This is a genomic window from Kitasatospora sp. NPDC050543, from assembly GCF_044457565.1.
Taxonomy (GTDB): Bacteria; Actinomycetota; Actinomycetes; order Streptomycetales; family Streptomycetaceae; genus Kitasatospora.
Genome location: NZ_JBITGZ010000037.1, coordinates 31,066 through 57,756 on the forward strand (window position 1 = coordinate 31,066; position 26,691 = coordinate 57,756).

Genomic DNA, 26,691 nt, shown 5'->3' on the forward strand with positions numbered 1-26,691 from the left:
GCGGCCGCTCAGGCAGCCTCGATCGCCTCTGCGGTCAGCATGCCGGCGTTGATCTCGCGCAGCGCGATCGACAGCGGCTTCTCGTGGACGTGGGTGTCGACCAGCGGGCCGACGTACTCCAGGAGGCCCTCACCGAGCTGCGAGTAGTACGCGTTGATCTGGCGCGCGCGCTTGGCGGCGTAGATCACCAGGCTGTACTTGGAGTCGGTGGCCTCGAGCAGCTCATCGATCGGCGGGTTGATGATGCCCTCGGGCGCGGTCATGGAAGAGGACACGCGAAAACCTTCCGAAAGGTTGGAAAAGACAAGATGCTGATCTGATCACATCGTGATCGACATCACGATGATCGATCCGGTCAGGCTACACCGAGCAAGGCTAGCAGTTCGGCCGCTACCTGCTCGACCGAGGTGTTGACAAGGGTCGTGTCGAACTCGGTCTCGGCGGCCAGCTCGACCTTCGCCGCCTCCAGCCGCTTCTCGATCACGTCCTGCGGCTCGGTGCCCCGGCCGGTGAGCCGGCGGACCAGCTCCTCCCAGCTCGGCGGGGCCAGGAAGACCAGCAGCGCCTCGGGCATCGACTCACGCACCTGGCGCGCGCCCTGCAGATCGATCTCCAGCAGGACGGGGACGCCGGCCTCCAGCTTGTCCAGTACGGCCCGGCGGGGCGTGCCGTACCGGTTGCCCGCGAACACGGCCCACTCCAGCAGCTCGCCGTTGGCGATCAGCTTGTCGAACTCGTCGTTGTCGACGAAGTAGTAGTGGACCCCGTTCTGCTCGCCGGGCCGCGGATGCCGGGTCGTCACCGACACCGAGAGCCAGACCTCGGGGTACTGCTTCCTCATATGAGCGACGACCGTGCTCTTGCCGACCCCCGAAGGGCCGGAGAGCACGGTCAGCCGCGGACGCTCACTCATGCACCGATTATCCCGGATCGCGGACGATCCGGAGACCACGGGTCACTCCTGGACGCTGCTCAGGACGCGGCGCCGCCGAACTCGCGCTCCAGCGAGGCGATCTGGTTCGTGCCGAGACCGCGCACGCGGCGGCTCTCGCTGATGCCGAGGCGCTCCATGATCTGCTTGGCACGCACCTTGCCGACGCCCGGCAGGCTCTCCAGCAGGGCGGAGACCTTCATCTTGCCGATGACCTCGTTGTCGGCCTTGCCGGCCTTGATCACCTCATGCAGGGAGGCGCCGGAGTGCTTGAGCCGGTTCTTCACCTCGGCGCGCTCCCGCCGAGCCTCGGCGGCCTTGGCGAGCGCTGCGGTGCGCTGTTCAGGGGTAAGGGGCGGAAGAGCCACGCCGTTCACCTCAGGGTGTGGAAGGAAGGGATGAGCTATGACTGGTAGTGCCTGGGACACCTGCCGCAGGGGATGCCAATGGCTCTGACCTGCGAGAGCAACGAGAATCGCGGCTCCTTGGTGACCTATCGCCGGACACTACCCGGATTGAGCCGCCACGTCAGGAAAAGAACACGAAAAGTCCTGGTCAGCCAAGGCCGACCAGGACTTTACGGGGCAAAACGACCAGGATTCAGGGCCCCGATCACGTCAGTGTGACGGCGCTCACTTCGTCGCCGCGGTGAACTCCTGGACGAACCGCTCGGCGGCCTCGCGCAGCGCGGGGACGGACGGGCCGTGCTTGAGCACGTCCCGGCTGACGCTCGGCACCACGTTGCGCACCGCCTCGCCGAACACCCGGGGCAGGTCCGCCATGGTCGCGCCCTGGGCGCCGATGCCCGGGGCCAGCAGCGGTCCGTTGATCGCCAGATCCACCCCGGCGTCGGCCAGGGTGGCGCCGACCACCGCTCCGAAGGAGCCCAGCGGCTCGGCGCCGGCGTTCTCCGCCGCCAGCTGCCGCAGCACCGAGGCGGCCACCAGCTCGCCGCCGGCACCGACCGCGCGCTGCACCTCGGCGCCCTCCGGGTTGGAGGTCAGCGCGAGCGCGAACACGCCCGCGCCGTTCTCCCTGGCCAGGTCCAGGGCCGGGCGCAGCGAGCCGAAGCCCAGGTAGGGGCTGACGGTGACGGCGTCCGAGAAGAGCGGGCTGGCCGGCGACAGGAAGGCCTCGGCGTAGGCGGCCATGGTGGAGCCGATGTCGCCGCGTTTGGCGTCCATCAGCACCAGCGCGCCGGCCGCCCTGGCCTCGGCGACGCACTGCTCCAGCACGGCGACCCCGCGGCTGCCGAAGCGCTCGAAGAAGGCGGCCTGCGGCTTGAGCACCGCGACCCGGTCGGCGAGCGCCTCGACGACGGTGCGGCTGAAGGTCTCCAGTCCGGCGATGTCGTCGCTCAGCCCCCAGGCGGCGAGCAGCGAGGCGTGCGGGTCGATGCCGACGCAGAGCTGGCCACGGGTGTCGAGCGCGTGGCGCAGGCGGGTACCGAAGGGGGCGAGAGTCATGACGTCCTTTCAGTGGGGCTCCCGGACGCGGATGCGCTCCGGGGTACGGCGGGGTCGGGCACGGCGGGGCCCGGCACGGCGGCACCGGGTACGGGCGCGCCGGGTGCGACGCCGCGGGGGACGGTGGGGGACGCGGAGCCCGGCGGGGACGGGCGGCTCACCGGGCGGTGGGCGAAGCCGACCGCGTCGGTGTACCGGGCGAAGCCCCGGGCGGCCAGCTCGGCCCGCAGCTCGTCCAGGATGCGCAGCGGCGCCGCGGGGTCGTTGAACAGGGCGGTGCCGACCGCCACGCCGCTCGCCCCGGCGAGGGTGAACTCCAGGGCGTCGCGGCCGGTCCTGATCCCGCCCATGCCGAGGATCGGTACCGGCGCGATGCGTCCGGCCAGCATCTCGGCGTGCACCTGGTACACGCAGCGCACCGCGATGGGGCGCAGCGCCGGCCCGGAGAGACCGCCGGTGGTGGCCGACAGGGCCGGGCGCATGGTGTCGAGGTCGATGGCCAGGCCCAGGGTGGTGTTGATCATCGAGAGGCCGTCCGCGCCGGCCTGGACGCAGGCGGCGGCGATCTCGGTGATCGAGGTGACGTCGGGGGTGAGCTTGGCGTAGACGGGCAGTGCGGGGTCGGTCGCCTCGCGCACCGCCCGTACGACGTCGTAGGAGGTGGCCGGGTTGCCGGCGAAGAGCAGGCCGCGGCCGGCCAGGTTGGGGCAGGACATGTTGAGCTCGATGCCCACGACCCCGGGCCGGCCGTTCAGCCGGGCCGCGGTGTCGGCGAACTCCTCCAGCCGCTCCCCCGCGATGGACACCAGCACCCGGGCGCCGCGCTCGGCGAGCCAGGGCAGCTCGTACCGGACGAAGGCGTCGATCCCCGGGCCCTGGAGCCCGATCCCGTTGAGCATCCCGGACGGTGTCTCGGCCATCCGCGGGGTGGCCAGGCCGGCCCGGGGGTACGGCATGATCGTCTTGGTGGTGACGCTGCCCAGCTCCTCCAGCGGGACGAACTTGGCCAGCTCCCGTCCGTATCCGGCGCAGCCGGAGGCTGTGGTCAGCGGGTTGGGCAGGGTCAGTGCGCCCAGCGGCGCGCTGAGGTCGACGTCGGCGGGCTCCATCAGTGCACCCCCATCGCGGCGGCGCCGTCCAGGTCGGCGGGGATGGCGCCGATGTCCTTCCAGCGCACCCGGGCGCCGTCGAAGACCGGCCCGTCGGTGCAGGAGCGCACGAAGCGGCTGACGCCGTCCTCGCCGACCACCGGCAGGACGCAGGTCATGCAGATCCCCACGCCGCAGGCCATCGACTCCTCCACCGCCGTCCAGCTGCGGCAGGCCAGGTCGCGGGCGATCCGGGTGACGGCGGCGAGCATCGGCATCGGGCCGCAGGAGTGCACGACGGTGGCGTTGATCGCCAGGATGGCCTGGGCGAGCGGGTCGGTGACCCTCCCGGTGAGGCCGGCCGAGCCGTCCTCGGTGACCACCAGGACGTCCTCGGTGAGCTCCCTGGCCTGCTCGACGCCGAAGAGCCGGCCGGCGGTGGCGGCGCCCAGGATGAAGCCGACCTGGCCGCCGCGCCGCTTGATCTCCTCGCCGAGCGGGAGCAGCGGCGCGCCGCCGTAGCCGCCGCCCACCAGCAGGGCGCTGACCGGGCCGTCCGGCAGCGGGAAGGGCGTGCCGAGCGGGGCGATCAGGTCGAGCAGATCGCCCGCCCTGGCCCTGGCCAGCTCCCGGGTGCCCTCGCCGCGTTCGGCGATCACCAGCTCGATGGTCTGCGCCGCCGGGTCGGCCCGGTGTATGGCGAAGGCCCGGCGCAGCAGCATCGAGGAGCCCGGGCCGCCGACGGCCAGGGTGGCGAAGTGGCCGGGCCGCACCCGGGGCGCGACGCCCGGGGCGCGCAGCACCAGCCGGTGGTAGGCGCCCTCGGGGGTGCGGGAGAGCACCTCGGCGCTGGTCTTCAGGGGGTGGGCCATTCGGGGGGACCTTTCGGCTGCCCGGCGTACGGGTGGTGCTCTGAACAATCCCAAAGGCGGGCGGTCGCTGTCATTTCGTCCGCACACCGCTTCGGGCTCCCGGCGGGCCGGGGCGGGCGCAGCCGCCGGGAGCCGGCGTCGGACCGCCGGAAGCGGGGCCTCAGGCCGTCTTGGCGCTGCCGACGGCCTCGGCCAGGGTGCGGAAGCCCGCGGCGCGCAGCCGGGCGGAGAGCCCGCGGTGCATCCGGCGCATCCAGAACGGGCCCTCGTAGATGAAGGCGCTGTAGCCCTGCACCAGGTCGGCGCCGGCGGTGATCCGCTGCCAGGCGTCCTCGGCGGTCTCGATGCCGCCGACGGAGACCAGGGTGAGCCGGCCCTCGGTGCGGGCCCGCAGGCGTCGCAGCACCTCCAGGGAGCGCTCGCGCAGCGGCGCGCCGGAGAGTCCGCCCATGCCGATCGCCTCCACCTGGGCGGCGGGGGCGGTCAGGCCCTCCCGGCCGATGGTGGTGTTGGTCGCGATGATGCCGTCCAGGCCGAGTTCCAGGGCGAGGTCGGCGACGGCGTCGACGTCCTCGTCGGCCAGGTCGGGGGCGATCTTGACCAGCAGCGGGACGTGGTGCGGGGTGGAGCGGTCGGCGGCCTTGCGGACCTCGTGCAGGAGCGGGCCGAGGTGCGAGACGGCCTGGAGGTTGCGCAGCCCGGGGGTGTTCGGCGAGCTGACGTTCACCACCAGGTAGTCGGCGTGCTTGGCGAGCCGCTCGGTGCTCTTGACGTAGTCGGCGATCGCGTCGGCCTCCTCGACCACCTTGGTCTTGCCGATGTTGACCCCGAGCACGGGGGTGGAGGTGGTGTGCGGGCGGGCCGCCAGACGGGCGGCGACCCGCGCCGAGCCCTGGTTGTTGAAGCCCATCCGGTTGATCAGGGCGCGGTCCTCGACCAGCCGGAACAGCCGCGGCTGCGGGTTGCCGGGCTGGGGCTCACCGGTGACGGTGCCGATCTCGACGTAGTCGAAGCCGAGCATCGCGAGGCCGTCGATGCCCAGGCCGTCCTTGTCGAAGCCGGCCGCCAGGCCGAACGGGCCCGGCAGGTCGAGGCCGAGCGCGGTGGTGCGCAGCGCGCGGTCGCGCGGGGCCAGCACCAGGCGTACCAGCGAGCGCAGCCCGGGGACGGAGGCGATCAGCCGGATCCAGAAGAAGGCCAGGTGGTGGGCCTTCTCCGGGTCCATCTTGCGGAAGACGAGGTTGAACAGGGTCTTGTACACGTGGTGCCTTCCAGGCGGGCGGTTGAGTCAGGGCATGGCAGTGGGGGGCACCCGGCGTGCGGTGCCCCCCACTGCGGCGTTGCTACTTGCGGCCGGCGTTGATCAGCTCGGCGTGCTCCTGGAGCGACATCACGCCGACCTCGTCGCGCAGCAGCGCGTCGATGCCCTGGACGGCCGCGCCCATGGCCTGGACGGTGGTCAGGCACGGCACGGCGCGGGCGACGGCGGCGGTGCGGATCTCGTAGCCGTCGAGGCGGCCGCCGGTGCCGTACGGCGTGTTGATGATCAGGTCGACCTCGCCGTCGTGGATCAGCTGGACGATGGTCCGCTCGCCGTTGGGGCCCTCGCCCTCGCTGTGCTTGCGCACCACGGTGGCGGGGATGCCGCCGCGCTGGAGCACCTCGGCGGTGCCGGAGGTGGCGAGCACCTCGAAGCCCAGCTCGACCAGCGCGCGGGCCGGGAAGACCAGGTTGCGCTTGTCGCGGTTGGCGACCGAGACGAAGACCTTGCCCTTGGTCGGCAGCGCGCCGTAGGCGCCGGCCTGCGACTTGGCGTAGGCCGTGCCGAAGACCTTGTCGATGCCCATGACCTCGCCGGTGGAGCGCATCTCCGGGCCGAGCACGGTGTCCACGCCGCGGCCGTAGATGTCGCGGAATCGGCTCCACGGCATCACGGCCTCCTTGACGGAGATCGGGCAGTCGGCGGGCAGGGTGCCGCCGTCGCCCTCGGCCGGGAGCATGCCCTCGGCGCGCAGCTCGGCGATGGTCGCGCCGAGCGAGATCCGGGCGGCGGCCTTGGCCAGCGGGACGGCCGTCGCCTTGGAGGTGAACGGCACGGTCCGGGAGGCGCGCGGGTTGGCCTCCAGCACGTAGAGGATGTCACCGGACATCGCGAACTGGATGTTGATCAGACCGCGCACCCCGACGCCGCGCGCGATGGCCTCGGTGGAGGTCCGCAGCCGCTTGATGTCGTAGCCGCCGAGGGTGATCGGGGGCAGGGCGCAGGCGGAGTCGCCGGAGTGGATGCCGGCCTCCTCGATGTGCTCCATGACGCCGCCGAGGTAGAGCTCGGTGCCGTCGAAGAGCGCGTCGACGTCGATCTCCACCGCGTCGTCCAGGAAGCGGTCGATGAGCACCGGGTGCTCGGAGATCAGGCCGGCGTGCCGCTCCAGGTACGAGGCGAGCGAGGCCTCGTCGTAGACGATCTCCATGCCGCGTCCGCCGAGCACGTAGGACGGGCGGGCGAGAACGGGGTAGCCGATCTCGTCGGCGATGGCCTTGGCCTCGTCGAAGGAGAAGGCGGTGCCGTGCTTGGGGGCCGGCAGGCCCGCGTCGCGCAGCACCCGGCCGAAGGCGCCGCGCTCCTCGGCGAGGTCGATCGCCTCGGGCTGGGTGCCGACGATCGGTACGCCATTGTCCTTGAGCGCCTGGGCCAGGCCCAGCGGGGTCTGGCCGCCGAGCTGGACGATCACGCCCGCCAGCGGGCCGGCCTGCTGCTCGGCGTGGACGATCTCCAGCACGTCCTCCAGGGTGAGCGGCTCGAAGTAGAGCCGGTCGGAGGTGTCGTAGTCGGTGGAGACGGTCTCCGGGTTGCAGTTGACCATGACGGTCTCGTACCCGGCGTCGGCGAGCGCGAAGGAGGCGTGCACGCAGGAGTAGTCGAACTCGATGCCCTGGCCGATGCGGTTGGGGCCCGAGCCGAGGATGATCACGGCGGGCTTGGTGCGGCTCGCGACCTCGCTCTCCTCGTCGTAGGACGAGTAGAAGTACGGGGTCCTGGCGGCGAACTCGGCGGCGCAGGTGTCCACGGTCTTGAAGACCGGGCGGATGCCGAGTGCGTGGCGCACCTCGCGGACCACGTCCGCCTTCAGGCCGCGGATCTCGCCGATCTGCTGGTCGGAGAAGCCGTGCCGCTTGGCGTGGCGCAGCAGCTCGGGGGTCAGGCGCTCGGCCTCGCCGAGCTCCGCGGCGATCTCGTCCAGCAGGAAGAGCTGGTCGACGAACCACGGGTCGATCTTGGTGGCCTCGAACACCTCCTCCTGGGTGGCGCCGGCCCTGATGGCGTCCATCACGGTGTTGATCCGGCCGTCGGTGGGCACGACCGCCTTGGCCAGCAGCCGGTCCTTGTCGCCGATCTCGCCGGCCCAGGAGAACTGCGAGCCCTTCTTCTCCAGCGAACGCAGCGCCTTGTTGAGCGCCTCGGGGAAGTTGCGGCCCATGGCCATGGCCTCGCCGACCGACTTCATGGTGGTGGTCAGGGTGGCGTCGGCGCTCGGGAACTTCTCGAACGCGAAGCGCGGGACCTTCACCACGACGTAGTCGAGGGTCGGCTCGAAGGAGGCCGGGGTCTGCTCGGTGATGTCGTTGGGGATCTCGTCCAGCGTGTAGCCGACGGCGAGCTTGGCGGCGATCTTGGCGATCGGGAAGCCGGTCGCCTTGGAGGCCAGCGCCGAGGAGCGCGAGACGCGCGGGTTCATCTCGATGACGATGACCCGGCCGTCCTCGGGGTTGACCGCGAACTGGATGTTGCAGCCGCCGGTGTCGACGCCGACCTCGCGGATGACGGCGATGCCGATGTCGCGCAGGATCTGGTACTCGCGGTCGGTGAGGGTCATCGCCGGGGCGACGGTGATGGAGTCACCGGTGTGCACGCCCATCGGGTCGAAGTTCTCGATGGAGCAGACCACGACGCAGTTGTCGTTCCTGTCGCGCATCAGCTCCAGCTCGTACTCCTTCCAGCCGAGGATGGACTCCTCCAGGAGCACCTCGGTGGTCGGCGAGAGGGTCAGGCCCTGGCCGGCGATGCGACGCAGCTCCTCCTCGTCGTGCGCGAAGCCGGAGCCGGCGCCGCCCATGGTGAAGGAGGGGCGCACCACGACGGGGTAGCCGCCGAGGGTGTCGACGCCCGCGAGCACCTCGTCCATGGTGTGGCAGATCACCGAGCGGGCGGACTCGCCGTGGCCGATCTTGGCGTTGACGGCCTCGACGACGCCCTTGAAGAGCTCGCGGTCCTCGCCCTTGTGGATCGAGTCCACCTTGGCGCCGATCAGCTCGACGTTGTACTTGGCGAGCACGCCGTTCGCGTCCAGCGAGATCGCCGTGTTGAGCGCGGTCTGGCCGCCCAGGGTCGGCAGGAGCGCGTCGGGGCGCTCCTTGGCGATGATCTTCTCGACGAACTCGGGGGTGATCGGCTCGACGTAGGTGGCGTCGGCGATCTCCGGGTCGGTCATGATCGTGGCCGGGTTGGAGTTGACCAGGATCACCCGCAGGCCCTCGGCCTTGAGGACCCGGCAGGCCTGCGTCCCGGAGTAGTCGAACTCCGCCGCCTGGCCGATGACGATCGGCCCGGAGCCGATCACCAGGACGGACTTGATGTCAGTGCGCTTCGGCACGGGTCAGCTCCCAGTGGTGGTGCGGGCCGGGGCACCGGCCATCAGGTCGACAAAGCGGTCGAAGAGGTACGCGGCGTCGTGCGGGCCCGCGGCTGCCTCCGGGTGGTACTGCACGCTGAAGGCGGGCGTGTCCAGGCACTGCAGGCCCTCGACCACGTTGTCGTTCAGGCAGACGTGGGAGACCTCGACCCGGCCGTACGGGGTGTCGCTGACCTTGTCCAGCGGCGCCTCCACGGCGAAGCCGTGGTTGTGCGCGGTGACCTCCACCTTGCCGGTGGTGCGGTCCTGGACGGGCTGGTTGATGCCCCGGTGGCCGTACTTGAGCTTGTAGGTGCCGAAGCCCAGCGCGCGGCCCAGGATCTGGTTGCCGAAGCAGATGCCGAACAGCGGGGTGCGGCGCTCCAGCACGCCCCGCATCACCGCGACGGCGTGGTCGGCGGTGGCCGGGTCGCCCGGGCCGTTGGAGAAGAAGACCCCGTCGGGGTTGACGGCGTAGACGTCCTCGACGGTGGAGTCGGCGGGCAGCACGTGCACCTCGATGCCGCGCTCGGCCATCCGCTGCGGGGTCATCGCCTTGATGCCGAGGTCGACGGCGGCGACGGTGAAGCGCTTGGTGCCGACGGCCGGGACGACGTACGCCTCGGTGGTGGCGACCTCGGCCGACAGGTCGGCGCCCTTCATCTCGGGCGCCTGCTGGACCCGCGCCAGCAGCGCGGCGTCCTCCGCCAGCGCCGGGCCGGAGAAGATGCCCACCCGCATCGCACCGCGCTCGCGCAGGTGGCGGGTCAGCGCCCGGGTGTCGATGCCGCTGATGCCGACGATCCCCTGCGCGAGGAGCTCCTCGTCCAGCGAGCGCCGCGAGCGCCAGTTGGACGGGATCCGGGCCGGGTCCCGCACGACGTAGCCGGCGACCCAGATTCTGGCCGACTCCGGGTCCTCGTCGTTGACGCCGGTGTTGCCGATCTGCGGGGCCGTCATCACGACCACCTGGCGGTGGTACGAGGGGTCGGTGAGGGTCTCCTGGTAGCCGGACATGCCGGTGTTGAAGACCGCCTCGCCGAAGGTCTCGCCGGTGGCGCCGTAGGCCTGGCCACGGAAGGTCCGGCCGTCCTCCAGGACGAGCACGGCGGGCACGCGCTCCCGGCGGGCAGCGCGGGGCTGCCGTGTGGTGGTGGGGGCAGGTGCGGTCATTTGGCGGCCTCTTCCGTCTTCGTCTTCGTCGTACGTGGTGCAATCCGAGCGATCGCCTCGACCCAGGCGGCGTGCTCGTCGGGGTGGTCGGCCCGGAAACCGGAGTCCAGTGCGGTGCCGTCGTGGTCCCAGGTGACCACGAGCAGGCCGGCCGGGACGACCTTGCCGGCGATGCCCGAGTCGGTCCGGGCTCCGGTCAGGTTCGCCACCGGGATCCACAGGTCGGTGTCACCCGGGCGCAGCACCAGCAGGCCGCGCTCGCCGAGGGTCAGGTCGGCGCGGCTGCGGTTGCCCAGCCCGTGGGCGACGATCCGGTCCAGCCAGTTCCCGGCGGTGGTGGTGCCTTGGTAGCGGCCGCTGGTCTCCAGGATGACCGGGCCGGCGTCGGCCGGCACGGCGGGCAGGGCGGGCAGGTCGGACTGCAGGGTGCGCCGCCAGTTCCAGCCCTGACGCATCAGCCAGTAGACCAGGCCGATCACGACCAGCAGCCCGACGGCCCAGCCGATGTACCCGGGCCAGTCCGTCACCTTGGCCTTCTCCTGGGCGAGCAGGATCACGCCGGGCGCGCTCGCGCCGCTCACGCGAGGTCGCCCGGCTCGACCAGCTCGCCGGCCAGCACGGTGGCGGCGCCGCGCAGGAACGTCGCGTGCACGCGTCCGGGCAGGTCAAGGCCCCGGTAGGGGGTGTTGCGGCTGCGGGTGGCGAAGCTCTCGGGGTTCACGGTCCCACGGTACGCGGGATCGAAGAGCACCAGGTTCGCCGGCTCACCGACCGAGACGGGCCGTCCGTGGCCGGCCAGCCGGCCGATCCGCGCCGGGCGGTGCGACATCCGGTCGGCGACGCCCTCCCAGTTGAGCAGGCCGGTGTCGACCATGCTCTGCTGGACGACCGACAGCGCGGTCTCCAGGCCCACCATGCCCATCGCGGCGAGGGCCCATTCGCAGTCCTTGTCCTCGGCCGGGTGCGGCGCGTGGTCGGTGGCGACGGCGTCGATGGTGCCGTCCGCCAGCGCCTTGCGCAGCGCCTGGACGTCGGCGGCGGTGCGCAGCGGCGGGTTGACCTTGTACACCGGGTCGTAGGAGCGGACCAGCTCGTCGGTGAGCAGCAGGTGGTGCGGGGTCACCTCGGCGGTGACGTCCCAGCCCTTGGCCTTGGCCCAGCGGATGATCTCCACCGAGCCGGCCGTGGAGACGTGGCAGACGTGCAGGCGGGAGCCGACGTGCGCGGCGAGCAGCACGTCGCGGGCGATGATCGCCTCCTCGGCGACGGCCGGCCAGCCGCCGAGCCCGAGCTCGCCGGAGACCTGGCCCTCGTTCATCTGGGCGCCCTCGGTCAGGCGGGGCTCCTGGGCGTGCTGGGCGACGACACCGTCGAAGGCCTTCACGTACTCCAGTGCGCGGCGCATGATCACCGCGTCGTCGACGCACTTGCCGTCGTCGGAGAAGACCCGCACACCGGCGGCGGAGTCGTGCATCGCACCGAGCTCGGCGAGCTTCTTGCCCTCCAGGCCCACCGTGACGGCGCCGACCGGCTGCACATCGCAGTAGCCGGACTCCTGGCCCAGGCGCCAGACCTGCTCCACCACGCCGGCGGTGTCGGCGACGGGGAAGGTGTTGGCCATCGCGTGCACGGCGGTGAAGCCGCCCCTGGCCGCGGCCTGGGTGCCGGTGAGCACCGTCTCGGCGTCCTCGCGGCCGGGCTCGCGCAGGTGGGTGTGCAGGTCGACCAGGCCCGGCAGGACGATCAGGCCGTGCGCGTCGATGTCGATGTCCGCCTCGACGCCGAGGTCGGTGCCGATCGCCTGGATGACGCCGTCCGCGATGTGGATGTCCTGCGGCTCGCCGCCGAGGATCTGGGCGTTGCGGATCAGGTAGCTGCTCACTTGGCGGCCTCCGGGGTCTCGGTACGGGTGTGCTCGCTCGCGCCGTCGGTGAAGACGGCGCCGCCGAGCAGGAGGTAGAGCACGGCCATCCGGACCGAGACGCCGTTGGCGACCTGCTCGACCACGGTGCAGCGCGGGGAGTCCGCCACCTCGGCGGTGATCTCCATGCCGCGGACCATCGGGCCCGGGTGCATCACGATGGCGTGCTCGGGCAGCTGCGCCATCCGGGTGCCGTCCATGCCGTAGCGACGGGAGTACTCGCGCTCGGTGGGGAAGAACGCGGCGTTCATCCGCTCGCGCTGGACGCGCAGCATCATCAGTGCGTCGGTCTTGGGCAGCACGCTCTCCAGGTCGTAGGAGACCTCGCACGGCCAGTTCTCGATGCCGATCGGCAGCAGCGTCGGCGGGGCGACGAAGGTGACCTGGGCACCGAGGGTGGTCAGCAGGTGCACGTTGGAGCGGGCGACCCGGCTGTGCAGGATGTCGCCGACGATGGTGACCCGCCGGCCGGCGAGGTCGCGCCCGGTGCCCGGGTTGAGGTGGCGGCGCATGGTGAAGGCGTCGAGCAGTGCCTGGGTGGGGTGCTCGTGGGTGCCGTCACCGGCGTTGATGACGCTGCCGCGCAGCCAGTCGGACTGGGCGAGCCTGGCCGGCGCGCCGGAGGCGTGGTGGCGGATGACGACCGCGTCGGCGCCCATGGCCTGCAGGGTGAGCGCGGTGTCCTTCAGGCTCTCGCCCTTGGAGACCGAGGAGCCCTTGGCCGAGAAGTTGATGACGTCGGCGGAGAGCCGCTTCTCGGCGACCTCGAAGGAGGTCTTGGTGCGGGTGGAGTCCTCGAAGAAGAGGTTGACGACGGTCCGGCCACGGAGCGTGGGCAGCTTCTTGACGGCCCGTCCGGAGAGCTGGGCCAGCTCCTCGGCGGTGTCCAGGATCAGCAGCGCGTCGTCGTGGGTGAGGTCTGCGGCGGAGACGAGGTGGCGCTTCACGCGGTTACTCCGGGAGGTGCGGGTCGGACGGCTGCTGGGCTGCCAGGGCCTGGGAGGAGCGGGCCGCGTAGTCGCGGTCGCCGACCAGGACGGCGTCGCGGCCGTCGGTGTCGGAGAGCTGCACCTGCACGGCCTCGCGCAGCGAGGTGGGCAGGTTCTTGCCCACGTAGTCGGCCCTTATCGGCAGCTCGCGGTGGCCGCGGTCGACCAGGACGGCGAGCTGGACGGCGCGCGGGCGGCCGATGTCGCTCAGCGCGTCGAGCGCGGCGCGGATGGTGCGGCCGGAGAAGAGCACGTCGTCGACGAGGATGACGAGCCTGCCGTCGATGCCGCCGGGCGGGATCTCGGTGTGCTCCAGGGCGCGGGCGGGCTTGAGCCGCAGGTCGTCCCGGTACATCGTGATGTCCAGGGTGCCGAGCGGGATGTCGCGGCCGGTGATCTGGGCCAGCCGGTCGTGCAGCCGGCGGGCCAGGTGGACGCCCCTGGTGTGGATGCCGAGCAGGACGACGTCCTCCGCGCCCTTGGCGCGCTCCACGATCTCGTGGGCGATCCGGGTGATGACCCGGGCGATGTCCGTGCCGTCCAGCACCTGGTGCGGCGGGCGCGGAGCCGATGAGTCTCTTGCTGTGGTCATGCCGAAGCCGACCTCCTTCCCCGCCTCACTGGACGGGCCTTAAAGGATGTCTGGTAGCGGCCCCCCGATCGCGGCGGAGGCCTCGGCCATCCTATCAGCGTGATCACCCCTGTTCGGGGGCGCCCTGCGGGCAGCTCGCCGGGAGGCGGCTCAACCCGCTCGTACCGGCCCGGTTCACGCTCCCGACGCGGGCCATTCGCACGACTGCCCCATTCGGCTTGACGCAACTACCTCACTCTACGTAACCTCACAGTGAGTTACGAGACGCGCGTCGAACCCACCGGTAGGACGCGCCTCGAGCGGCCGTCGGCGCCACAGCCGGCAGCGGTTCGTGACTCACCACTCACGCGAAGCAATCTCGTCCGGGGAGACCAATGTCCAGCGACTACGCGAAGCAACTCGGGGGCAAGCTCCGAGCGATCCGCACCCAGCAGGGGCTCTCCCTGCACGGTGTCGAGGAGAAGTCCCAGGGGCGCTGGAAGGCAGTCGTCGTCGGCTCGTACGAGCGCGGCGACCGCGCCGTCACCGTTCAGCGGCTGGCCGAGCTGGCGGAGTTCTACGGCGTCCCGGTCCAGGAGCTGCTGCCCGGCGGTACGCCCGGCGGGGCGGCCGAGCCGCCGCCGCGCCTGGTGCTCGACCTGGAGAGACTGACCCAGGTGCCCTCCGAGAAGGCCGGCCCGCTGCAGCGCTACGCGGCGACCATCCAGAGCCAGCGCGGGGACTACAACGGCAAGGTGCTCTCGATCCGTCAGGACGACCTGCGCACGCTGGCCGTGATCTACGACCAGTCGCCGTCGATCCTCACCGAGCAGCTGATCTCCTGGGGTGTACTCAACCCCGACGCGCGCCGTGCGGTGCGCGAGGAGGACGGCAGCTGACCGCTCCCCCATCCGCAGAAACGTCACGGCGCGACCCCTCGGGGCCGCGCCGTCGGCGCACCCGCCGCGCGCACCGCGCCGCACGGCTCAGCACACCGTGCCGAGGCTGAAGCCCGGCACCGCCTCGGCCCCGGCCAGCAGCTCCCCGGCGGGCGCCGGGGTGTAGTCCCGCCCGCCGCTCCGCCAGGCCCAGGCCACCTGGCGGTACTCCCCACAGGCCTCGGCCGAGCCCTGCGAGCCGTGCAGCAGCGCGGCCCCCGGCAGCTCCAGTGCCAGGCCCGCGCAGAACACCGCGCAGACCAGGTCGAGATCCTCGTCGTTGATCCGCACCACGCCGTCCTCCCAGTGCAGGATGCGGGCCGAGGCCTCCAGCCGCCCGCCCGGCGCGTCCACCACGCAGCGCAGCTCGTACACCCCGCAGCCCGCGCCCACCAGCATCCGCCGGAACAGCTCGGCGCCCCACTGGTGCGCGTCGCGCACGGCCCGGCTCTCCTCCCCGAAGAGCCCGCCGTCCAGCAGCAGATCGATGTGGCGCAGCGTCAGGCCGCTCTCGCGGGCCCGCACCAGGCGGGGGATGAAGTCCGAGGAGAGCTCCTCGCCCTGATAGGAGAGCAGCTGGGTCTGCAGCGGCGGGTTGACGAGGTAGCGGTCCCGGGCCGCGGGGGTGGCCGGGTCGAGCCGGTGCAGCAGGCAGAACTCCTCGAAGTCGACGGGGTGGAACATCCGCGCCCTGACCACCGCGAAGGTGCGGTGCGCCTCGGCGAGCACCACGGCGGTGTCCAGCAGGTAGGTCTCGTAGTCCGCGGCGTCGCTCAGGTGCCAGGCACGGGCGCGCTCGAAGTCCGCCCGGCTGGTCAGGATGCCGGTGAGGAAGGCCTGCCCGCTGCGCTGGGCCCGCTCGCGCGGGCGGAACTGCGCGGGGGCGGTGCAGTACGTGGTGCGGCGGGCGCGGCCGTTACGGGTCATCGGGGCTCCTGGGGGCGGGGTGTCGCGAGCGGCGGGGGTGCCACTGCACCTCTTCCTCCCCCGCCGCGGCAGCCGCACACGTACGACGTGTCACAGGACTGTAACCGTCAGTGATAACTGACGGTCGCGGGCCGGCGCCCGGTACCTCCGGGGTCCGGGCGCCGGGCGCCGTGTGCCGGGCTCAGGCCTGGCGCGGCCTGGGGGCGCGGGCGAGCTGGCGGGACTGCGCGACCAGCCGGCCCGACTCGTCCCAGACCTCGGCGTCCTCCTCGAAGTAGCCGCCGGCCAGGTTGCGGGTGCGGTGGCTGACCCGCAGCCAGCCGGGCACGGGCCTGGCCCGCAGGTGGACCGTCAGCTCGATGGTCGGGGCCCAGCCGGGCAGGCCGAGGTCGAAGGTGACCGGCGGCAGCGCGTCGGCGACCAGCAGGAGCAGCAGCGGGTCGGGCTCGCGGCCGTCGGCGAGCTTGAACCAGCCCTGGATCAGGCCGCGCCTGGAGGGCTGCCCGAGCGCCCAGCCGACGGTGTCCGGGTCGAGCCGCAGGTCGAAGCGCTCCAGCAGGGCGGCCTGCTCGATCAGCTGCCTGGGGGCGTGCTCCATGCCGATGCACTCGTCCGGCGGCGGCAGCGCGGGCGGCTCGGCACTGGTGTGCACCTCGCCGTCGGCGGTGGCGAGATCCCCGTGGGTGGCCAGTACCCGCAGCCGCTCGACGAGCAGGCCCGCGTCGTCCGGCTGGAAGAGCGAGGCCGTGCCGGTGGAGAGGCTGCGGCCGGTTCTGACCACGTCGGTGTGGACGGTGGCCGGGCCGGGCCGGGCGGCGGAGAGGTAGTAGCCGCTGATCGACACGGGGTCGGGATGCTCGCGGTGCTCCAGGGAGAGGGCGTTCCCGGCCATGGCGAGCAGCAGGCCGCCGTTGATGCCGCCGCCGATCTGCCAGCCCGCGTCCAGCTCGCCGTCGTAGCGGCCGCTCTCGCCCGGCCGCGGGGTCAGGGCGATGCCCTGGTCGAACTCACTGCGAAGCGCTGTGGTCATGCCGACACGCCCTTCTCCACTGGGTTACTCGTCAGTAGAACCAACATACGCCACGCCGGTGGAAGCACGAAGGCCGCCGGACCACAGTGTGGTCCGGCGGCCTTTCGGCTGCGCTCGGGCAGTCGTCGGTCGCGGCGGATCGGGGGCGGGCGCTCCCCGTCGTGGGGAGCACTGCCGCGCCCGAAGGCGCCCTACGCCCGGCGGATCGTGGGCTTGAGCTCCATGAACCGCGCGAGCAGGCCGTTGACGAACGCCGGGGAGTCGTCGGTGGAGAACTCCTTGGCGATCTCGACGGCCTCGTCCAGGACGACCGCGTCCGGGACGTCGTCCTCCCAGATCAGCTCGTAGGCGCCGAGCCGCAGGACGTTGCGGTCCACGATCGGCATCCGGTCGAGCGTCCAGCCCACCGCGTAGGTGGAGATGAGCTCGTCGATCCGGCGGGCGTGCTGGACGTAGCCCTCGATGAGCTGCATCGTGTACTCGCCCACCTGCGGGGTGCCCTCGTCCGGCTTGGGGTCACGCGCGCGGGCGACCCAGTCGGCGAGGACGCGCTGAGGGTCGACATCGCGGTGGTCGGCCTCGAAGAGGATCTGGAAGGCTCGCGTGCGGGCCTTGCTGCGTGCGGCCGACACGGACTTACTTCACCCGGCCGAGGTAGCTGCCGTCGCGGGTGTCGACCTTGATCTTCTCGCCGGTGACGATGAAGAGCGGGACGGCGATCTCGGCGCCGGTCTCCAGGGTGGCCGGCTTGGAGCCACCGGTGGAACGGTCTCCCTGCACGCCGGGCTCGGTGTGCGAGATCAGGAGCTCGACGGAGGCCGGGAGCTCGATGTAGAGCGGGGCGCCCTCGTACATCGCCACGACGGCCTCGAAGCCCTCGAGCAGGTACTTGGCGGCGTCGCCGACGACGGCGGGCTCGATGGTCACCTGGTCGTAGGTGTCCGTGTCCATGAACACGAAGTTCTCGCCGTCCTTGTACGAGAACTGCATGCCGCGCTTGTCGACGCTGGCGGTCTCGACCTTGGTGCCGGCGTTGAAGGTCTTGTCGACGACCTTGCCGGTCAGGACCTCCTTGAGCTTGGTGCGCACGAAGGCCGGGCCCTTGCCGGGCTTGACGTGCTGGAACTCGACGACGGACCAGAGCTTGCCGCCCTCCAGCTTGAGGACCATGCCGTTCTTGAGATCGTTCGTGGAAGCCACGGGCGCACTAACTCCTGGATATAGCTGTCAAGGAACCAAGGGGATTGCGGGCCTGCCGCCCGGCAGGGCCGGACTACAGGGCGAGGAGCTCCTTGGTGGTGATGGTGAGCAGCTCGGGCCCGCCCTCTTCGAGGGGGCGCACCACAAGCGTGTCCTCGATCCGGACCCCGCCCTTACCCGGGAGGTGGACCCCCGGGCCGACGGTGACCGGCACGCGGTTGTCCAGTTTACCCATGTCTGACGGACCGAGACGCGGCGCCTCCCGGATCTCCAGGCCGATGCCGTGGCCGAGCGGGTGCGGCGAGCCCTCGGTGTGGCCGGCCGCCTGGAGGATCGCCCGGGCGGCTTGGTCCGGTACGTACTGTTCGACACCGGGCCCGAGGGCCTCCCGGCCGGCCCGCTGGGCGCGGAAGACCAGCCGGTGGAGCTCCACCTGCCAGGGCGCGGGGGCGGCGCCGATCACGAAGGTGCGGGCGGTGGAGACGCCGTAGCCGCGGTACTGCGCGCCGAGCACGACGGTCAGGAAGTCGCCCTCCTCGACCCGGCGGTCGGTGGGCTGGTGGTTCTCCTGGCCGGAGTGGGTACCGGTGCCGACCGAGACCGGGAAGGCCGCCCGGTCGGCGCCGTGGTCGATCATGCGGCGCTCCAGTTCCATCGCCAGGTGCCGCTCGGTACGGCCGACCAGGATCGACTCCAGCAGCTCGCCGAGCGCCTGGTCGGCGATCTCGGCGGCGATCCGCAGGTCGGCGATCTCATGCTCGTCCTTGACCACCCGCAGCCGCTCGACCGCCCGGCCGAGGTCGGCCAGCCGCACGCCCTCGGCCCGGCCCGCGACCGCGCGGTGGCGGCTGACGGTGAGGTCGTGCTCCTCCACCGCGAGGGCGCCCACCTTGGAGCGCGCGGCGGCCTCGGCCGCGGCGAGGGCGGTGTCCGCGCCGGCGGCCACCCGGAGCTGGGTGACGTCCTCGTCGATCAGGTGCTCACCGGTGTCGTCCGGCGGCAGGTCGTCCGGCACCGCGAGCAGCACGCGGTCGCGGGTGAGCAACAGCGTGGCGCCGCAGGGCGCGCAGCCGGTGAGGTAGCGGACGTTCGCCGGCCGGGTGATCAACGAGGCGTCGGTACCCGACGCGCTGCAGTGCTCCCTCAGACGCTCCCGCCGGCCCGCGTACGCATCAGACATGGGTCGAGCGTACGGAGCGCGGCGGCTCTTCGCCCGCTGGGCGGGCCGGGCGGCCCAAAGACCGCCTGCTCAGCCGCGCGAGCGCGACGGGGGCTGTTCGGGTGAGCGCTCGGCGCGGGTGCCCCTGCGCGCGCTCGGGCGCACACCCATACCGGGCGCCGGACCACCGCGCCGCTCGGGCCCGGCCGCGCGCGGGTGCCCAGCCCCCGCCGGCGGCTGATCATCGGCGGCGCCGGCCCGGATTAGGGTGGCGCAATGAGGATCCTCGTCACCGGCGGCGCCGGCTTCATCGGCTCGCACTACGTCAGGACGCTCCTGGCCGGTGGCTACCCCGGCTACCGGGACGCCCGGGTGACCGTCCTGGACAAGCTGACCTACGCAGGCAACACCGCCAACCTGCCGATGGCCGACCCGCGGCTCACCTTCGTACGGGGCGACGTCTGCGACGCGGCGCTGCTGCGCGAGGTCGTCCCCGGCCACGACGCGGTGGTGCACTTCGCCGCCGAGTCGCACGTGGACCGCTCGCTCGACAACGGCGCGGACTTCGTGCACACCAACGTGGTCGGCACCCAGAGCCTGCTCGGCGCCTGCCTGGCGGCCGGCGTCGGGCCCGTGGTGCACGTCTCCACCGACGAGGTGTACGGCTCGATCGACGAGGGCTCCTGGAGCGAGAGCGAACCGCTGCTGCCCAACTCCCCGTACGCCGCGTCCAAGGCCGGCGGCGACCTGATGGCCCGCTCGTACTGGCGCAGCCACGGGCTGGACGTGCGTACCACCCGGTGCGCCAACAACTACGGCACCCGCCAGCACATCGAGAAGCTCATTCCGCTCTTCACCACCCGGCTGCTGACCGGGCAGAGCGTCCCGCTGTACGGGGACGGCAACAACGTCCGCGAGTGGATCCACGTCGACGACCACTGCCGGGCCCTCCAGCTGGTGCTGACCCGCGGCCGGGCCGGCGAGATCTACAACGTGGGCGGCAGCGTGACCTGCACCAACCGGGAGATCGTCGGCCGATTGCTGGAGCTCTGCGGCACGGACTGGAGCCGGGTGCGCTTCGTGGCGGACCGCAAGGGCCACGACCGGCGCTACTCGCTGGACGACCGCAAGATCCGCACCGAGCTGGGCTACCGGCCGCAGCACGACTTCGGGCCCGGCCTCGCCGAGGTGGTCGCCTGGTACCGGGACAACCCGGCCTGGTGGACCGCCTCCGCCGAGGGCGGCGCCGCCGAACGGGAGGAGTGACGGATCCTGGCGTGCGCGCCGCGCGGTGCACGCGCCTGGCCGCGATGCTCGCGCACGGGCCCGACGCCCCGAGGGGGCGGTGGTCGGCAGGAGCTCAGAACGGCGGTCGGCGGTAGCCGGGCGGTTGCCACGCCTCGTGCGTACCCGCGAACTCCCGGCTCAGCCACAGCTCCAGCTCGCTGAGCGGCAGGTCGGGGCGCAGCCGCTCGGGATGCCCCGGCATCGGCCCCGCCGGGCCGGCGCCGTGCGACCGCGGCGGCGCGGCGCGGCCCTCCGTGGCGCACAGGTGCAGGCCGCCCATCACCTGCGCACCCACCCACAGATGCCGCAGGCAGCTGATGAGGCACCGGCGTGCCGCCAACAGACCGATCATGCTCCGGCCTTCCACTTCGCACCGTCCCGCCCAGGGGAGCCAGCATGGCGACGCCCCCTCAAGCCTGGCTCAAGGACGGGTGCGGAACCAGCACCGCCGCGACCGTGGCACGGGAAGTCGGCCGGGCCGACTTCCCGTGCCACGGCGAAGGACGCAGCGAAGGGTGCGGCGAAGGACCGCGGACCGGATCAGGGCTCGATCAGGCCCCGCCGGTGGGCGCGGACGAGGTTCTGGGGTACCGGCGGCTCGCGGCCGTCGACGGTGTGCGGGACGAGCTGCGGGGCGGCGGCCTTCCACCGCGAGCGGCGGTGGCGGGTGTTGCCGCGGGACGTCCTGCGCTTGGGAACGGCCATGGCCGGGGGCTCCTCCACGGCGTCGGGAAGTCGCGGGGGCGGTCGGGAATGTGCTGGGCGACGCCCATGTTAGGAACTGGTGAAAACGACATCCATTTCGATGAATCGTCCCGGCGAACCCCGCCCAGGAGGAGACCCATGGCCCGCAGCGAGCTGCGCCCGATCATCAAGCTCCGGTCGACGGCCGGCACCGGCTACACGTACGTGACCCGCAAGAACCGGCGCAACGACGCCGACCGCCTGGTGCTGCGCAAGCACGACCCCGTCGCCCGCCGCCACGTCGAGTTCCGCGAGGAGCGCTGACCCGGCCCGGCCCCCGGGCGAGGCAGCACCCCGGTGACCCAGGAGGCATCCATGCAGTCCGGAATCCACCCCGCATACGGCCCGGTCGTCTTCCGCGACAAGGCCGGCGGCCTGTCCTTCCTCTCCCGCTCCACGCTCACCGGCAGCCGGACGATCGAGTGGGAGGACGGCAACACCTACCCCGTCGTCGACGTCGAGATCTCCTCGGCGAGCCACCCCTTCCACACTGGCCAGGCCAGGGTGCTGGACACCGCCGGCCGGGTCGAGCGCTTCCAGCGGCGCTACGGCACGCGGCACGGCTGACCGGGGCTCCGGCCCCGCGAAGCAGCCGCCCGCCCGCCGCGCCCCCAGGAGCGGCGGGCGGCGGGCGTCCGGCCTAAGGTCAGGCGACCTTCAGCACCACTTTGCCCAGGTTGGCCCTGGACTCCACCAGCTCCGCCGCCTCGGCGACCCGCGCCAGCGGGAACTCCACGCAGACCGGGCGCAGCCGCCCCTCGGCGAGCAGCTCCCAGAGCTCGCGCCGGCAGTCGGCCGGCAGCTGCGGACGGTGCTGGGCGAGCTGGGCCATCGACAGCCCCACCGCCGTCTTCATCCCGCGCAGCAGTGCACCGGCGTCCAGCGTCCCGCCCGCGCCACTCAGCACCACCAGCCGACCGAACGGCGCGAGGGCGTCGACGACCCGTGGCAGCAGGGCGCCGCCGACCCCGTCCAGGACCAGGTCGACGCCCGCCCCCCAGTTCTCGTCCTCATAGCAGACCACCTCGTCCGCACCCAGGCCGCGGACGAAGTCCGCCTTCTCCCGCGAGCCGACGGCCGCCACCACGCGGCCCGCGCCGAGCGCCTTCGCGAGCTGGACGGCCAGGTGGCCGACGCCCCCGGCCGCCGCCGTGACCAGTACCGACTCACCGGGCTCGAAGCGGCCCACCCGCAGCGCGCCGAGCGCCACCACCCCGCCGCGCAGCACCGCGAGCGCCGGTCCGGCCGCCGGCTCCTCGGGTACGGCGCAGGCCAGCGCCGCCGGCGCGGCCACCAGGTCGGCCTTGGCCCCCTCGAACACCACACCGCCGACCCGGTCCCCGACCGCATGGCCGGTCACGCCCTCGCCGACGGTGACCACACGACCCAGGTACTCGCCGCCCGGCGCGGCCGGCAGCGGCAGCTCGCCGAAGCCGTGCAGCAGCTTCAGCAGCGGCAGCGTCACACCGGCGACCTCGGCCCGGACCAGCAGTTCACCCGGACCCGCGACCGGCTCGGGCAGCTCGTCCACCCGCAGTGCCGACGGGCCGTCATAACCGTGGAACCTGACCTTGCGCATGGCTGCGCCCCCTCCCGACCGTTCATTGGACACCCCAACGATATGACGCAACTCGTTGGGATGTCCAATGATTCTCCGGATAGACTGCCGCCATGCCGCACGATGCCCCGCTCACCCACCTGCAGACCCTCCCCAGCTGGCTGCTCGGCCGGGCCTCGGCCCTCGGCCACCGCCTGGTCACCGACCACCTCGCCCGCGAGGGCATGCGGATGCCGCACCACGCGGTGCTCTGCACCGTCGCCGAACACGGGCCGCTCGCCCAGGCCGAGCTGTCGCGGATCGTACGGATCGACCCCAAGGACCTGGTCGCGGTGCTCAACGACCTCCAGGCCAAGGAACTGGTCACCCGCACCCCCGACGCGCGCGACCGCCGTAAGAACGCCATCGACCTCTCCCCCGCCGGCCGCACCCTGCTCGGCCGCCTGGAGGCACTCGGCGACCAGGCCAACGAGGCGCTGACGGCCCCGCTCGACGAGCGCGAACGGGCCACCCTGAACGCGCTGCTGGCCCGGATCATCGCGGCCCCGGAGAGCTGACACCGTCCTGGCCCCGCGTCAGCGGCCCGCGAACGACGGCGGTGTGAGCCCTGCCCCCGGGGCACTGCGGCGGCGCTCCACACCCGGCTCCACACCCCGGCGTGCGCCTGGCCCGGCGGACCCGGCGGATCCGTCAGGCCCGCTGGCAGGTCGGGCACCAGAAGAGGTTGCGCGCGGCGTGCTCCTCCGTGCGCACCTCGGTGCCGCAGACCAGGCAGGGCATGGCAGCCCGCCGGTAGACGTACACCTCGCCGCCGTGGTCGTCGACCCGCGGCGGGCGGCCCATCGCCTCGGGCGTGTGCTCGGGGCGGACGGTGTCGATCCGCCCGGCGCCCACACCCTCCCGCATCAGCGCGACCAGGTCGGCCCAGATCGCGTCCCACTCGGCGCGGGTGAGGTCGCGCCCGGCCCGGTGCGGGCTGATTCCGAGCCGGAACAGCACTTCGGCGCGGTAGACGTTCCCGACGCCCGCCAGCACCTTCTGGTCCATCAGCAGCGCGGCCACCGTGGTGCGGCTGCCCGAGATCCGCCGCCAGGCCATCGCCGGATCGGCGTCCGCGCGCAGCGGGTCGGGCCCCAGGCGCGCATGGACGGCGGCCTTCTCGGCCGGGGTGATCAGCTCGCACTTGTTCGGGCCGCGCAGGTCCGCGTACCCGTCGTCGTTCGCCAGCCGCAGCCGGATCAGGCCGACCGGCTCGGGCGCCGGGCCGGTACCGAAGGTGAAGCCGCCGTAGAGGCCGAGGTGGACGTGGAGCCAGGCCCCCTCCTCGAACCCGAGGAAGAGGTGCTTGCCCTTCGCCTCCGCCTCCGCCAGCATCTGGCCGTCGATCAGCGAGGCGCCGTCGGCGAAGCGGCCCTGCGGGCTGGAGACCCGCACCGGGCGGCCGCCGAAGCTCGCGAAGTTGGCGGCGGCCAGGCGGTGGATGATGTGGCCTTCGGGCACGGGCGTCAGCTCCCCCGGTGGTTCAACAGGACGCCTCCATCATCGCAGCCCGCACCGACAGCCCGCCGGGCCCGCGAGGCGCGGCCGGCCCACCCGCCTGCGACCCGCACGGCTCGGACCCGCACCGCTCGGCCCCGAACGGCTCGGACCCGCACGGGCGGACGCGGGACCTCAGCGGACCGGGAGCCCCGACAACCGGGCCAGGATCAGCCGGTCCAGCTCGGCGGCGGTGGCGGCGACGTCCAGCTGGGAGTTGTCGATGATCGGCAGCCCCGAGTTGTACCAGCCGGCCATCCGGCCGTGGATCCGGGCGACCTCCTCGTCGCTCAGCCGGCGGTTGCCGCTGCGGCGGGCATTGCGGGCGAGCACCGAGTCCAGGCCGGGGAGCAGCACCACCGGGATCATGCCCGGGCCGATGTGCCGCTTCCAGCCGCCCAGCCCGATCGCCGGGCGGTCGGGGAAGACCGCGTCGTCGATGATGCAGGAGATGCCGTTGGCGAGGTAGTTGCGGCAGGCGAAGCCGCAGGTGCGCCGGGCCAGCCGGTACTGCGCTTCGGAGGCGTTGTTCCAGCCCGACTGCGGGTTGGCGAAGCCGGCCTGCACCCACTCACGGACGTCGTCCAGACTGATGTGGGCGGTGGCGGTGGGCCGGCGCTCGGCCCAGTGGCGGGCGACCGTGGTCTTGCCGGCGCCGGCCGGGCCGATCAGCAGCACGGCTATCGGCCCGGTGGCCGCCTGCGGCGCGGCGGGGTGCACGGGCAGTTGTACGGGCGCGCCCGAGGGGAGCAGGAAGTGCCCGGTCGCACCGGCCGGCGGCGCCGGCTGCGGGGCGGCGGCGGGGGGCTGCGCGGGCGGCTGCGCCGGGGCGGCCGGGGGGCCGGCGGGGGCGCCGAACGGGGGCTGCCGGGCCGCGGGCATCGGCGGCTGCCCGGTCGTCGCCCGCCCGGGGTACGGCCCGGGTGTGGAGCCGGGCGGCAGCGGTGGGGTCATCGGACGGGGGGGCATCTGTCCACCCCCTGGGTACTGCGTCACGGTCACCTCCCGACACCTTCAGAGCGGGACACTACACGTCAGCCCGGTGGCGGGCACAGTCCGCCACCGGGCCGATGATCATGCGTCAGCGCGTGGTGAGCTGCTCCGCGAGCGCCCGGAGCGCCAGCTCGTACGAGCCGATGCCGAAGCCGGCGATCGTGCCGGAGGCCACCGCCGCGATCACCGAGGTGTGCCGGAACTCCTCGCGCGCGTACGGGTTGGAGATGTGCACCTCGATCAGCGGCGCCGTCCGCTGGGCGGCGGCGTCGCGCATCGCGTACGAGTAGTGCGTGAAGGCGCCCGGGTTGATCACCACGGGCACCCGGCCGTCGGCCGCCTCGTGCAGCCACTCGACCATCTGCTGCTCCGAGTTGGTCTCGTGCACCTCGACCTCGAAGCCGAACTCCTTGCCGAGCGCCGTGCAGCGCTCGACCAGCCCGGTGTAGGACGTGGCGCCGTAGACGTCCGGCTCCCGGCTGCCGAGGCGGCCGAGGTTGGGGCCGTTCAGCACCATGACCCTGGTCATCCGGAGACCTCCGCGTACGCCGCGACCAGCAGCGAGGGGTCCGGGCCCTCCAGGACGGAGGTCTTGCCGAGGCCGTCCAGGACGATGAAGCGCAGCAGGTCGCCGCGCGACTTCTTGTCGATCTTCATCGCGTCCAGCAGCTTCGGCCAGGCGTCCCCGCGGTAGGTCAGCGGCAGGCCGACCGAGGCCAGGACGGTGCGGTGGCGGTCGGCCGTGCCGTCGTCCAGCCGGCCGGCCAGGCGGCCGAGTTCGGCGGCGAAGACCATCCCGACCGAGACCGCCGCGCCGTGCCGCCACTTGTAGCGCTCGTTGCGCTCGATGGCGTGCGCGAGGGTGTGACCGTAGTTGAGGATCTCGCGCCGGCCGGCCTCCTTGAGGTCACCGGAGACCACGTCGGCCTTGACCTGGATGGCCCGCCGGATCAGCTCCAGGGTGTGCGGGCCGGCGGGGGTGGCCGCGCCCTGCGGGTCGGCCTCCACCAGGTCGAGGATGACCGGGTCGGCGATGAAGCCGGCCTTGATGACCTCGGCCAGCCCCGAGACGTAGTCGTGCTTGGGCACGGTCTCCAGGGTGTCCAGGTCCGCCAGGACGCCGGCCGGGGGGTGGAAGGCCCCGACCATGTTCTTGCCCTCGGCGATGTTGATGCCGGTCTTGCCGCCGACGGCGGCGTCGACCATGCCGAGCAGCGTGGTGGGCATCGCCACCCAGCGCACCCCGCGCAGCCAGCTGGCCGCGACGAAGCCCGCCAGGTCGGTGGTGGCGCCGCCGCCCAGGCCCACGATGACGTCACTGCGGGTGAAGCCGGTCTGGCCGAGCACCGACCAGCAGTACGCGGCGACCTCGGCGCTCTTGGCCTCCTCGGCGTTGGGCACCTGGAGGGCGATCGCCTCGTACCCCTCGGCGGCGAGGTCCTCGCGCACGGCGTCACCGGTCGCGGCCAGTGCCTCCGGGTGGATGATCGCCACCCGCTTGGGCCCCCGTGTTCCCGTCTGGGGCGGCTCGATCAGGCCGGCGAGCTCGCCGAGCAGCTGACGCCCGACCAGCACGTCGTACGGGTCGTGGCCGGCGCTGCCTCCGACGCGGATGGTGACGCTCTCGCTCATGCTGCC

The 26,691-nt window shown here is 72.6% G+C and carries 30 protein-coding genes; 5 read left to right on the forward strand and 25 right to left on the reverse strand.

Annotated elements, in window-relative coordinates; all coding sequences use genetic code 11:
* Positions 1–8 precede the first annotated feature (8 nt).
* From rpoZ to pyrR, 13 genes are all read right to left on the reverse strand, one after another.
* Entirely contained in the window at positions 9–275 is a 267-nt protein-coding gene (rpoZ, locus tag ACIBH3_RS30820) for a DNA-directed RNA polymerase subunit omega (RefSeq protein WP_030240625.1), read from the reverse strand.
* 80 nt (positions 276–355) lie between these two features.
* Positions 356–913 carry a guanylate kinase gene (gmk, locus tag ACIBH3_RS30825; RefSeq protein WP_396315393.1) on the reverse strand — a complete coding sequence of 186 codons (558 nt, stop codon included), beginning with the start codon at positions 911–913 and terminating at the stop codon, positions 356–358.
* Between the two features lie 59 nt (positions 914–972).
* The gene (gene mihF / locus ACIBH3_RS30830; protein ID WP_035795753.1) at positions 973–1,299 is read right to left on the reverse strand and encodes an integration host factor, actinobacterial type; all 327 of its coding nucleotides are present in this window, start codon (positions 1,297–1,299) and stop codon (positions 973–975) included.
* Between the two features lie 264 nt (positions 1,300–1,563).
* On the reverse strand, positions 1,564–2,397 hold the full coding sequence (gene pyrF, locus ACIBH3_RS30835; protein ID WP_396315394.1) for an orotidine-5'-phosphate decarboxylase: 834 nt from the start codon (positions 2,395–2,397) through the stop codon (positions 1,564–1,566).
* On the reverse strand, positions 2,394–3,506 hold the full coding sequence (locus ACIBH3_RS30840) for a dihydroorotate dehydrogenase (protein ID WP_396315395.1): 1,113 nt from the start codon (positions 3,504–3,506) through the stop codon (positions 2,394–2,396). The genes pyrF and ACIBH3_RS30840 overlap by 4 nt, the downstream gene beginning before the upstream one ends.
* Positions 3,506–4,357, reverse strand: a complete 852-nt coding sequence (locus ACIBH3_RS30845; RefSeq protein WP_396315396.1) for a dihydroorotate dehydrogenase electron transfer subunit — start codon at positions 4,355–4,357, stop codon at positions 3,506–3,508. Before ACIBH3_RS30845 ends, ACIBH3_RS30840 begins: the two co-directional genes overlap by 1 nt.
* A gap of 160 nt (positions 4,358–4,517) precedes the next feature.
* A complete protein-coding gene (locus ACIBH3_RS30850) occupies positions 4,518–5,618 on the reverse strand; it encodes a quinone-dependent dihydroorotate dehydrogenase (protein WP_396315397.1) in 1,101 nt (366 codons plus the stop codon).
* A gap of 82 nt (positions 5,619–5,700) precedes the next feature.
* Positions 5,701–9,009: a carbamoyl-phosphate synthase large subunit gene (carB, locus tag ACIBH3_RS30855; protein ID WP_396315398.1), complete on the reverse strand. Its 3,309-nt coding sequence runs from the start codon at positions 9,007–9,009 to the stop codon at positions 5,701–5,703.
* A gap of 3 nt (positions 9,010–9,012) precedes the next feature.
* On the reverse strand, positions 9,013–10,200 hold the full coding sequence (gene carA, locus ACIBH3_RS30860; protein ID WP_396315399.1) for a glutamine-hydrolyzing carbamoyl-phosphate synthase small subunit: 1,188 nt from the start codon (positions 10,198–10,200) through the stop codon (positions 9,013–9,015).
* Complete coding sequence (locus ACIBH3_RS30865) at positions 10,197–10,781, reverse strand: hypothetical protein (RefSeq protein WP_396315400.1); 585 nt, start codon at positions 10,779–10,781, stop codon at positions 10,197–10,199. Before ACIBH3_RS30865 ends, carA begins: the two co-directional genes overlap by 4 nt.
* The gene (locus tag ACIBH3_RS30870; RefSeq protein WP_396315401.1) at positions 10,778–12,082 is read right to left on the reverse strand and encodes a dihydroorotase; all 1,305 of its coding nucleotides are present in this window, start codon (positions 12,080–12,082) and stop codon (positions 10,778–10,780) included. The genes ACIBH3_RS30865 and ACIBH3_RS30870 overlap by 4 nt, the downstream gene beginning before the upstream one ends.
* Complete coding sequence (locus tag ACIBH3_RS30875) at positions 12,079–13,068, reverse strand: aspartate carbamoyltransferase catalytic subunit (RefSeq protein ID WP_396315402.1); 990 nt, start codon at positions 13,066–13,068, stop codon at positions 12,079–12,081. The genes ACIBH3_RS30870 and ACIBH3_RS30875 overlap by 4 nt, the downstream gene beginning before the upstream one ends.
* 4 nt (positions 13,069–13,072) lie before the next feature.
* Complete coding sequence (gene pyrR, locus ACIBH3_RS30880) at positions 13,073–13,702, reverse strand: bifunctional pyr operon transcriptional regulator/uracil phosphoribosyltransferase PyrR (RefSeq protein ID WP_396315403.1); 630 nt, start codon at positions 13,700–13,702, stop codon at positions 13,073–13,075.
* A 374-nt stretch (positions 13,703–14,076) separates the two neighbouring features.
* Here pyrR and ACIBH3_RS30885 point away from each other — a divergent pair, with 374 nt between their 5' ends.
* Positions 14,077–14,580, forward strand: coding sequence for a transcriptional regulator (locus ACIBH3_RS30885; RefSeq protein ID WP_396315404.1), 504 nt, complete (start codon positions 14,077–14,079; stop codon positions 14,578–14,580).
* An 87-nt stretch (positions 14,581–14,667) separates the two neighbouring features.
* Here the strand turns inward: ACIBH3_RS30885 and ACIBH3_RS30890 are convergent, their stop codons facing one another.
* The 5 genes from ACIBH3_RS30890 to ACIBH3_RS30910 form a co-directional block, all read right to left on the reverse strand.
* Positions 14,668–15,546: a hypothetical protein gene (locus ACIBH3_RS30890; RefSeq protein ID WP_396315405.1), complete on the reverse strand. Its 879-nt coding sequence runs from the start codon at positions 15,544–15,546 to the stop codon at positions 14,668–14,670.
* A 181-nt stretch (positions 15,547–15,727) separates the two neighbouring features.
* Positions 15,728–16,576, reverse strand: a complete 849-nt coding sequence (locus ACIBH3_RS30895; protein WP_396315406.1) for a thioesterase family protein — start codon at positions 16,574–16,576, stop codon at positions 15,728–15,730.
* A 191-nt stretch (positions 16,577–16,767) separates the two neighbouring features.
* A complete protein-coding gene (gene nusB / locus ACIBH3_RS30900) occupies positions 16,768–17,208 on the reverse strand; it encodes a transcription antitermination factor NusB (RefSeq protein WP_396315407.1) in 441 nt (146 codons plus the stop codon).
* Positions 17,209–17,212: 4 nt separating this feature from the next.
* A complete protein-coding gene (gene efp / locus ACIBH3_RS30905; protein WP_396315408.1) occupies positions 17,213–17,776 on the reverse strand; it encodes an elongation factor P in 564 nt (187 codons plus the stop codon).
* 73 nt (positions 17,777–17,849) lie between these two features.
* Entirely contained in the window at positions 17,850–18,956 is a 1,107-nt protein-coding gene (locus ACIBH3_RS30910; RefSeq protein WP_396315409.1) for a M24 family metallopeptidase, read from the reverse strand.
* Positions 18,957–19,211: 255 nt separating this feature from the next.
* Here ACIBH3_RS30910 and rfbB point away from each other — a divergent pair, with 255 nt between their 5' ends.
* The gene (gene rfbB / locus ACIBH3_RS30915) at positions 19,212–20,201 is read left to right on the forward strand and encodes a dTDP-glucose 4,6-dehydratase (RefSeq protein WP_396315410.1); all 990 of its coding nucleotides are present in this window, start codon (positions 19,212–19,214) and stop codon (positions 20,199–20,201) included.
* Between the two features lie 94 nt (positions 20,202–20,295).
* On the opposite strand, the gene ACIBH3_RS30920 is transcribed toward rfbB, so the two are convergent.
* Complete coding sequence (locus ACIBH3_RS30920) at positions 20,296–20,574, reverse strand: DUF6059 family protein (RefSeq protein ID WP_396315411.1); 279 nt, start codon at positions 20,572–20,574, stop codon at positions 20,296–20,298.
* 188 nt (positions 20,575–20,762) lie between these two features.
* On the reverse strand, positions 20,763–20,927 hold the full coding sequence (gene rpmF / locus ACIBH3_RS30925) for a 50S ribosomal protein L32 (protein WP_396315412.1): 165 nt from the start codon (positions 20,925–20,927) through the stop codon (positions 20,763–20,765).
* A 138-nt stretch (positions 20,928–21,065) separates the two neighbouring features.
* Here rpmF and rpmG point away from each other — a divergent pair, with 138 nt between their 5' ends.
* Positions 21,066–21,230 carry a 50S ribosomal protein L33 gene (gene rpmG, locus ACIBH3_RS30930; protein ID WP_396315413.1) on the forward strand — a complete coding sequence of 55 codons (165 nt, stop codon included), beginning with the start codon at positions 21,066–21,068 and terminating at the stop codon, positions 21,228–21,230.
* Positions 21,231–21,281: 51 nt separating this feature from the next.
* A complete protein-coding gene (locus tag ACIBH3_RS30935) occupies positions 21,282–21,533 on the forward strand; it encodes a type B 50S ribosomal protein L31 (RefSeq protein ID WP_396315414.1) in 252 nt (83 codons plus the stop codon).
* 79 nt (positions 21,534–21,612) lie between these two features.
* On the opposite strand, the gene ACIBH3_RS30940 is transcribed toward ACIBH3_RS30935, so the two are convergent.
* On the reverse strand, positions 21,613–22,545 hold the full coding sequence (locus ACIBH3_RS30940; protein WP_396315415.1) for a zinc-binding alcohol dehydrogenase family protein: 933 nt from the start codon (positions 22,543–22,545) through the stop codon (positions 21,613–21,615).
* A gap of 92 nt (positions 22,546–22,637) precedes the next feature.
* Here ACIBH3_RS30940 and ACIBH3_RS30945 point away from each other — a divergent pair, with 92 nt between their 5' ends.
* On the forward strand, positions 22,638–23,081 hold the full coding sequence (locus tag ACIBH3_RS30945) for a MarR family winged helix-turn-helix transcriptional regulator (protein ID WP_396315416.1): 444 nt from the start codon (positions 22,638–22,640) through the stop codon (positions 23,079–23,081).
* Between the two features lie 133 nt (positions 23,082–23,214).
* Here the strand turns inward: ACIBH3_RS30945 and ACIBH3_RS30950 are convergent, their stop codons facing one another.
* From ACIBH3_RS30950 to aroB, 4 genes are all read right to left on the reverse strand, one after another.
* Complete coding sequence (locus ACIBH3_RS30950) at positions 23,215–24,024, reverse strand: Fpg/Nei family DNA glycosylase (RefSeq protein ID WP_396315417.1); 810 nt, start codon at positions 24,022–24,024, stop codon at positions 23,215–23,217.
* A 171-nt stretch (positions 24,025–24,195) separates the two neighbouring features.
* Entirely contained in the window at positions 24,196–25,029 is an 834-nt protein-coding gene (locus ACIBH3_RS30955) for an AAA family ATPase (protein ID WP_396315418.1), read from the reverse strand.
* A 112-nt stretch (positions 25,030–25,141) separates the two neighbouring features.
* Positions 25,142–25,582 carry a type II 3-dehydroquinate dehydratase gene (aroQ, locus tag ACIBH3_RS30960; protein WP_396315419.1) on the reverse strand — a complete coding sequence of 147 codons (441 nt, stop codon included), beginning with the start codon at positions 25,580–25,582 and terminating at the stop codon, positions 25,142–25,144.
* Complete coding sequence (gene aroB / locus ACIBH3_RS30965; protein ID WP_396315420.1) at positions 25,579–26,685, reverse strand: 3-dehydroquinate synthase; 1,107 nt, start codon at positions 26,683–26,685, stop codon at positions 25,579–25,581. The genes aroQ and aroB overlap by 4 nt, the downstream gene beginning before the upstream one ends.
* Between the last annotated feature and the right edge of the window lie 6 nt (positions 26,686–26,691).